This is a genomic window from Rahnella perminowiae (genome assembly GCF_019049755.1).
In the GTDB taxonomy this organism is placed as follows: Bacteria; Pseudomonadota; Gammaproteobacteria; order Enterobacterales; family Enterobacteriaceae; genus Rahnella; species Rahnella perminowiae.
In genome coordinates, this window is the sequence record NZ_JAFMOS010000391.1 from 1 (window position 1) to 7,360 (window position 7,360).

5 protein-coding genes are annotated in these 7,360 nt (G+C 52.6%); all 5 read right to left on the minus strand.

The window, feature by feature from the left end; genetic code table 11:
- Positions 1 to 56 precede the first annotated feature (56 nt).
- The 5 genes from J1785_RS05190 to J1785_RS05210 all read right to left on the minus strand — a co-directional run bounded on the left by J1785_RS05190 (position 57) and on the right by J1785_RS05210 (position 6,897).
- The gene (locus J1785_RS05190; RefSeq protein ID WP_129951447.1) at positions 57 to 1,601 is read right to left on the minus strand and encodes a glutathione ABC transporter substrate-binding protein; all 1,545 of its coding nucleotides are present in this window, start codon (positions 1,599 to 1,601) and stop codon (positions 57 to 59) included.
- A 38-nt stretch (positions 1,602 to 1,639) separates the two neighbouring features.
- Entirely contained in the window at positions 1,640 to 3,508 is a 1,869-nt protein-coding gene (locus J1785_RS05195) for an ABC transporter ATP-binding protein (RefSeq protein ID WP_217218958.1), read from the minus strand.
- Between the two features lie 30 nt (positions 3,509 to 3,538).
- Complete coding sequence (gene dgcA / locus J1785_RS05200) at positions 3,539 to 4,504, minus strand: N-acetyl-D-Glu racemase DgcA (RefSeq protein ID WP_129951449.1); 966 nt, start codon at positions 4,502 to 4,504, stop codon at positions 3,539 to 3,541.
- A complete protein-coding gene (gene dgcN, locus J1785_RS05205) occupies positions 4,504 to 5,514 on the minus strand; it encodes an N-acetyltransferase DgcN (protein WP_217218959.1) in 1,011 nt (336 codons plus the stop codon). Before dgcN ends, dgcA begins: the two co-directional genes overlap by 1 nt.
- Positions 5,515 to 5,787: 273 nt before the next feature.
- Positions 5,788 to 6,897: a porin gene (locus J1785_RS05210; RefSeq protein WP_269154538.1), complete on the minus strand. Its 1,110-nt coding sequence runs from the start codon at positions 6,895 to 6,897 to the stop codon at positions 5,788 to 5,790.
- Positions 6,898 to 7,360: the final 463 nt, after the last annotated feature.

Consider the following 7,360-nt stretch of genomic DNA (forward strand, 5'->3'; position numbering starts at 1 on the left):
GTTGCCTGCTAAACCCCCTCCCAGCCTCCCCCTTCGCAGGGGGAGGAGCAAAAAAATTATTTAAACTGTGCCTGATTAAAAATCAGCGAGCCGTCGGCCAGCATGTAAACACCGGAGAGATCTTTGCTCTTGCCCACCAGGTTGTCAGGCACGCCGAGATAGGCCACCGGTGCATCCGCCCACAACAATTTCTGCGCATCGGCATAAGCCGCTTTACGTTTTTCGACGTCAGCGGTTTGCAGACCGGCGGTGATCGCCGCATCCACTTGTTTGTTGCTGTAATAAGAGACGTTATAGGCCGACGGGATCCAGGATTCGGTGGCGAACAGCGGACGCAGCGCCCAGTCTGCATCGCCGGTCGAGGCTGACCAGGCGCCGTAATACATTTCCACTTTGGCATCTGCCGGTTTCGGCGTGCTCCACAGGCGTTGGGTCAGCGTTCCGGCATCCATCGGCACCAGTTTCACACGCACGCCAATCAGAGAAAGTTGCTGTTTCAGGAATTGCGCGCTGCGGATTCGGTCGGTTTTGTTCGAGCTCCACATTTCAACATCAAAGCCGTTCCCGTAACCGGCTTCTTTCATCAGCGCTTTCGCTTTGGCGATGTTGTAGCTGTAATCCGGCGTGGTTTGTTTCTGATAGAACTGGACATTTTTCGGCAGCGGCGAAGTAGACGGCGAACCCAGACCGGCAAAACCGACTTTCAGCCACAGATTACGGTCGATAGCGTAGTTAATCGCCTGACGGACACGCACATCCGAGAACTCTTTTTTCTGCGTATTGAAGGCGATGTAATACAGATAGATGCCCGGATCTTCGGCAATATCCAGTTTCGGATCGCTTTTCACGGTATCCACCAGATCGGACGGCAACGGATATACCGCGTCCACACCGCCGGATTTCAGTTTCGCCACCTGAGTGGAGTCTTCCGGCGTCGGATATAACGTGACGGCATCCACTTTCGGCCAGCCTTTCTGCCAGTAATTGTCGTATTTCACCAGTTTGACGTCTTTACCCTGCTGCCATTCCACAAACTTAAACGGGCCGGTTCCCACCGGATGTACGCTCAGATCCTGTTCATTCGGGTATTGTTTTAATGACGCCGGGCTGTGCATCACCGCAGACGGGTGCGCCAGGGTGTTAATCATGGCTCCAAAAGGTTTGTTCAGCGTGATTTTCACCTGATACGGGCTGAGCACTTCAACAGATTTAATCATGCTGAACAAGGAGTTGCGCTTGAGGTGATTGGCAGGATTTGCCAGACGATCAAGGTTAATTTTTACCGCATCCGCATTGAACGGCGTGCCGTCCTGGAACGTCACGTCATGGCGCAGATTAAGGGTGAATTCGGTGGCATCACTGTTGCTGGTGTAATCCGTTGCCAGCACCGGCACAACAGCCATTTTGCTGTCGAACTGGAACAGGCGTTCAAAAATGCCGCTCTGAATGGAATAGCTCAGCGTATCTGTGGTGTCGTGCGGGTCAAAACCGGTGACGTCAGCGTACATGGAAATACGCAGATCTTTGGCCTGAACCGACGCGGCAAAACAAAGCGCCAGTCCGGCGGCAAGCAGGCTTTTGCGCACTAAAGTCGGATGCATGGTGTTCTCCTGTGTGTCCCAAAAAAAAGAAGAGTGAGTTATCCCTGTGCGACCCAGTGATGTTCACTGACGCGGGAATATTGACGTTTTTCTATCTGTACACCCGCCGGATGCACCGGCGATTTCACTTCCTCATCATCAAAATTGCGTAAAGCACGTTGTGTCGGATCCGCCACCGGTACCGAACTGAGCAGGCGCCGGGTATAAGGATGTTGAGGATTACTAAACACTGCGTCACGCGGGCCAATTTCAACAATCTGTCCGCTGTACATCACCGCCACCCGGTTGGCGATCCTTTCCACTACCGCCATGTCATGCGAAATAAACAACCAGGCAACGCCGGTCTCACGCTGAAGATCCATCATCAGATTGACGACCTGCGCCTGAACTGACACATCCAGCGCCGACACGGCCTCGTCGGCAATAATTACCTGTGGTTGTAATGCCATGGCGCGTGCGATCGCGATGCGCTGACGTTGGCCGCCGGAAAATTCATGCGGGTAACGCCGCGCATGGGAAGGTTCAAGCCCGACACTTTTCAGCAACTGACTGACCACGGGTGTGGCATCGGCCAGGGACTTTTTCAGGCCATGCAGTAATAAAGGTTCAGCAATGGAAAACCCGACGGTCAGGCGCGGATTAAGTGACGCGTACGGGTCCTGAAACACCATCTGGATCTGGCGGCGCACCGCCTGAAACGGGGTGTCACGCATCAGGGTAATTTCTTTGCCTTCAAGATGAATGCTTTCAGATTCGCTGCCGACCAGCCGTAAAATTGCGCGACCGGTGGTGGATTTGCCGCACCCGCTCTCGCCCACCAGTGCCAGCGTTTCGCCCGGCCAGAGGGAGAAGTCGATTTGTTCTACTGCGTGCACTTCCTGGGTCACGCGTGACAATACGCCGGAACGGATCGGGTAGCAGACACGCAGTCCGCGTACATCCAGCAAAGGGGGGACCGAGTAATTTGCTGTTTTTTGATCCCCGTCATCGGCTGGAATGTGAGAGAGATCACCTGCAACCGATTGCTTTTCTGGCGAAATAGCTGGACCCGTTTTGTCTCCTGAAAGCGGGAAGCGCCGCGGCCATTTCAACCCCTGCATGTCACCTAATTTCGGTACGGCGGCCAGTAAGGCGCGGGTATAGGGATGTTGCGCGTTGGCGAAAATCTCCGTCACGCTGCCCTGCTCTACCACTTTGCCCTGGTACATCACCACCACGCGATCGGCGATTTCCGCCACCACACCCATATCGTGGGTGATAAACAGAACTGACATGTCAGTGCCCTGTTGCAGATCGCGCAAAATTTGCAGGATACGCGCCTGCACCGTGACATCCAGCGCCGTCGTAGGTTCATCGGCAATCAGCAGCGCCGGGTCACAGGCCAGCGCCTGCGCAATCATCACACGCTGACGCATACCGCCGGAAAGTTCATGCGGATAACATTTAAGGATACGTTCAACGTCAGGAATGCGAACCTGTTTGAGCAACTCGCGGGCTTTGTTCAGCGCCGTGGTTTTATTCGCCAGGCCGTGATCCAGCAGCCCTTCGGTGAGCTGATCGCCCACGCGCAGCACAGGATTAAGCGAGGTCATCGGCTCCTGAAAAATCATCGACATTTCCTGCCCGCGCAGTTTACGGCGCGAGGATGCCGGCATTGACGTCAGCGTATGGCACACACCGTTGCGGCCCAAAAACGCAATACTTCCCGCATCGACATGTGCAGAATCCGGCAGCAACCCCATCACGCTCAGTGAAGTGACGGACTTGCCGGATCCGCTTTCGCCGACCACGGCCACCACTTCACCTTTATTAACTGAGAAGGAAACGCCTTTCAGCGCCTGCGTTTTGCCTTGCCGGCCGGAGAATGTCACCGACAAATCGTTAATCTGCAAAATGGGCACTGTCATCAATAAACGCCTCCTTTATAGGCCGAACTGTTAAAGCCAGACTTCACCGTTTTCATAGCGCAATGCCGGTTCGGCGTCCTGCGCCAGCCAGATCGGGCCATCAAGATCGACCCGTTCCGCCTGCACCGCCACCGGCAGCGCCGCCTCCATCGCCAGGGATGAACCGAGCATACAACCAACCATAATGCGCAAACCGAACTGCCGCGCCACCTCGGTCATGGCCAGGGCTTCCGTCAGGCCACCGCATTTATCGAGCTTGATATTGATCATCTCGTAACGGTCACGCAGCCCTTCGATATCCCCGCGTTCATGACAGCTTTCGTCGGCGCAGACAGGAACAGGATGCAAACAACGCACCAGATCGTTGTCATTACCGGCAGGCAGCGGTTGTTCGATCATCGCCACGTTCAATTCGTACAGCGCCTGAAACAGGCTGCCGAGATCCAGACCCGACCAGGCTTCGTTAGCGTCCACCACCAGCGTAGCCTGTGGTGCAGCGGCACGGATGGCCGCCACTTTCTCGATAATCTGCTCGCGGTCGAGTTTGATTTTCAGCAGTTGCGCGCCACCGGCGACGGCCACAGCGGCGGCATTTGCCATGTTTTCCAGCAGATCCAGACTCAGGGTTTCGGCGGTAATCACCGAAACAGGCTTAGGCATATCAAGCAGTTGCCACAGGTCTTTGCCCTGTTTTGCCGCATCGAGACGCCACATTGCACAATCGAGGGCATTGCGCGCCGAACCAGCCGGTAACGCCTGTTGCAGCGCTTCGCGACTCAGCCCCTGTTCAACTTGCGGGCGGATAAGCTCCAGTTGCCCGCACACACTTTGCGGGGATTCCTGATAATGCGCGGTCGGTGTACATTCCCCGACTGCGGTAAATTCACCCTCGGTCAGAGAAACGCGCACCACCGTGACAGCGGTACGCGTGCCACGGGAAATCGCAAAGGGTTTTGCCAGCGGCAGTTCAACGGCCTGGAAAGTCATCTGAATCATTACGCGTTTTCCTTGATCCATTGCGCGATGTTTTTGATCCCGAAACGCACCGGATCGGTAGCCGGTACGCCGAACTCTTCGCTGATTTCCGCCAGCGCAATTTTGGCTTCTTCTTCGCTGACAGAGGACGTGTTAAGCGAGAAACCGGCGAGTCTGACATCTGGGCTGGTGAGGCTGGCAGCCGCCAGATTGGTATCGAGGCACTGGCGCAATGTCGGCATAAACTGATGCGGGAGATGGCGCATATGCGGGCGACCCAGTTCATGGCACATCACCAGTAAATGCGCCTGCGCACCATGGATCAGGCCCATGCTGACACCGGCAAAAGACGGGTGATACAGCGAACCCTGGCCTTCAATGATGTCCCAGTGGTCATCATCATTAGCCGGGGAAAGCGCTTCGACAGCACCGGAAATAAAGTCAGCAATCACGGCATCAATCGCGATACCGGCACCCGCCACCAGCACGCCGGTCTGGCCCGTCGCGCGAAAATCAGCCTTTAAATCCAGCTCGCGCATGGCAGCCTCCAGCGCCAGCGAGGTGTACATCTTGCCGACCGAGCAGTCAGTGCCGACCGTCAGAATACGTTTACCGCTGCGTTTCTTACCGGTGCCGGTATCCAGCGCCGGTTGCATGTGGCGCACATCGAACAGTTGCACATGATGTTCAGCGGCCAGCGCGACCAGCTCAGGAATGTCATTCAGCCCCTGATGCAGGCCATTCGCCACATTCAGACCGGCAGTGATCGCCGCTTTGATGGAATCAATCCAGTGCGCAGGCAGTTTGCCGCCGGAATTTGCCGTACCCAGCACCATGGTTTTCGCACCCTGCGCTTTTGCCGTGGCGATATCCAGATCCGGCAAGCCTAATGACACGGAATCTGTCGCCAGACGGATTTGCCCGATGCAGGCTTCCGGGCGCCAGACCTGAATACCGCGCGCCGTTTTTGCCGCCAGCGGATCCATCACATCACCAAGGAATAAAAGATACGGCTTTGGAATTTGCTGCATGTCAGTTTCTCCGGGAACATTTTTTTAATGAGGATTAAATCGGACTGCAGAGAATATTCCACGGGAGAAACCGGCTGACGAATACTTGTTTAGCGTTAGGGTATAACGTGAGGCTATAGCTTTAGCTATATGAATTTATTGTGGTTATTTAAGATGGAAGAGATGACGTAAAGACGGGGAATGACAAGCATAAAAAAAGGCAGAGCCAATGAACTCTGCCTTTGCGATTACCTTTTTCAGACACAGAATGGGGTAATAATGTAATCCACTAACTTAGAAGCGGTAAGTCAGTGCAACAGCCACGATGTCGTCAGAGCTTACGCCCAGTTTATTGTTGTCATCGATCTGATTGATCATGTAGTCAACATAGGTATACATGTTTTTGTTGAAGTAGTAAGTCGCACCGATTTCGAAGTATTTGACCAGGTCAGCATCGCCAACGCCTTCAACATCTTTCGCTTTAGACTGCACGTAACCGATTGACGGACGCAGACCATTTTCGAACTGGTACTGTGCAACTAACTCATAACCCTGAGTTTTGTTAGCGTAACCACCCTTGATCGGTGCCTGATTGCGGGTTTCGTTATACATTGCAGAGAGATAAATCTGGTTTGCGTCATATTTCAGCGCAGTTGCCCATGCAGAAGCTTTATCACCCGCACCGATTGCGGAGCTGGTTTGTGCATTAGTACGGTCAGAAGAAGAACCCGCAATAACTGCACCGATACCAGAACCTGCGATATCTTCATAATCGATGGATGCACCGTAACCGTCGCCGTTGCCTTTAGACGCTGAACGACCGTCGTTTTCGTTTTTACCCTGATATTGCAGTGCAATGTTCAGGCCGGTAACCAGACCGAAGAAGTCCTGGTTACGGTAAGTGGCCAGGCCATTTGAACGACCTACCATGAAGTTGTCATTGTTAGCCGTATCACCACCAAACTCAGGCAACATATCGGTGAAGCCCAGTGCGTCGTAAACCACACCGTAGTTACGGCCGTAATCAATAGAACCGAAATCTTTAATTTTCAGGCCAGCAAAGCCCAGACGCGTTTTAGTCCCTTCGGTACCGCCGTGGCTGCTCGTAGTCCCATCTGAATTCAGGGTAGTTGAAGTACTTTCAGTATGGTTAGCCTGAATATTGTATTCCCACTGGCCATAACCGGTCAGTGTGTCGTTAATTTGAGTTTCGCCTTTAAAGCCCAGACGCGCATACGTCATGTCGCCATCAGAACTGGTGTCATCGGAGAAATAATGCTTAGCGGTTACACGACCGTAAAGGTCCAGTTTGTTACCGTCTTTATTATAAATCTCTGCTGCATTTGCGGTAGATCCCACTGCAATTAAAGAGACCGCTAAGGCCAACACACTGCGCTTCATCATTATTTAAGTTTCCTTGATTTTTTTATAAAGGAGTTCTCATGCCCGCTTTCTTTTATATGTCTGGAATATCGGGCTGTGAGTATTTGTACATGTTTTTAAATACGTCTGTCTGTAAAACGATTTGAACCTTAACACTGAGCACGAAAAGTTAAAATGGAAAAGTTCGCTTCGGTAAGTCTTTTTTGGGTAAAGAGTTGTAACACAATGTTTCAATAACAACTCACTAACTCCCTGATTATATGCGGTTTTCGCATAACAAATTGCACCAAAATGGTGCCATGCATCTTTATGGTGCAACCGGGTGTAGGTTTTGTAAAGTTGTTGCAAGCCAGATCACCTTTATCAAAAGGTTTTTTTCTGTTAACAATCGTTAATGAATTATGAGGGGAGTTTGATACGTTGCATTTAAATAGTGCATAGCAGGATAATCATTTCATCAGTAAGTTCATTATCACAATAATAG